The sequence below is a fragment of the Candidatus Paracaedibacter symbiosus genome, assembly GCF_000757605.1.
Taxonomy (GTDB): Bacteria; Pseudomonadota; Alphaproteobacteria; order Paracaedibacterales; family Paracaedibacteraceae; genus Paracaedibacter_A; species Paracaedibacter_A symbiosus.
The window spans coordinates 6,595-7,690 of the sequence record NZ_JQAK01000015.1 but is presented as its reverse complement, the minus strand read 5'-3'; the positions used below and the strand labels follow the sequence as shown (position 1 = coordinate 7,690).

Sequence of the window (1,096 nt, the reverse complement as noted above, 5' to 3'; positions counted from 1 at the left end):
ATCACTGACGCAGCCGTACGCGACGTGACCTCGTGGCGCACGCATTCCGCGACCCGGTTGCACCTGATGAAACCGCATTGCGCGCACTCAGCTCAGCCCCAATGTGCCTCGCTTGAGCTCTTCGCCGCATTCGCTGGCCGCGTTGCGCAGCCGCGTCTTGAGCTCAGAAGCCTTGTCAGCCAGCAACTGCTCACGGCTCGGCGCACCGGCATTATCTTTCGGCACGCGGGCACAGAAGCCTTCTGCGACCGCCTTGCCGGTAGATGCATCCACCAGGCGCAACTTCATGCTGTAGATCACGCGATAGTTGTCCCAGTCGGACGGAAAGTAGCCGAAGCTCCAATTAACCGTCTGCACGTCCAGGATCAGGCCCGCTCCGGGATATTGCTTGGCAATCTCTGATGGTTTGGTTGACGTCAGTTCATGCTGGGCCAAGACGACTGGAATAGACAGGCGCTCTCCGAGCAGGCGTCCCAGCTCCTGCGAAACTTGGATGGCCGGGTCCTCGATGCCGTTTTCCGCCACAACGGTGTTTCCTGCGTCAATCATCGCCATGGCGCCGAGGGCGCCGAACATCGCCTTTCCCGCTGTAATGGCAGCGAATGACGGCAGGGGCCGCTTAGCGATGGTCAGCATCGGGTGCTGGCGCTTCTCGATGGCCGGCATATCCGCCTTGACGATCTTCGTACCCACACAGCCGGACAGCATCAAACCGCCCACAATGGCAGCCAGGAATCGCAACATGAGTTCCCCCCATTTATCGATATTGGTGCCCGGTGGCACCACCCCGAGCCCGTTCCAAGCTCTTCGGAAATACTAGGTGATCGTATTCGGCGGAGCAATATGGACCGGGGGATACTGCGCACGCTGCTCATACGCTGAAGAAAATAAGCATGGCACCTCACTCGTTTGCGTCACCATGCATCGACTGGTGAACAGCTCCGCCTTAGGGAGACTTGCGCCGTGGGCGCACAGTCGAGCGAATGCCGAGGTTCAGCCATCGACGCGCGGCCGGCCCACGGACTCCAGTAGACGACTCAACGGCTGGCGCCAGCCTCGCCCCAGCCCAGGTCCGGCTCCGGGTGGTACTGCACGC

At 61.1% G+C, this 1,096-nt stretch carries 1 protein-coding gene; it reads right to left on the bottom strand.

What is annotated here, in order from left to right; all coding sequences use genetic code 11:
* Positions 1-87 precede the first annotated feature (87 nt).
* Positions 88-744: a hypothetical protein gene (locus IG80_RS0111595; RefSeq protein WP_052046420.1), complete on the bottom strand. Its 657-nt coding sequence runs from the start codon at positions 742-744 to the stop codon at positions 88-90.
* Between the last annotated feature and the right edge of the window lie 352 nt (positions 745-1,096).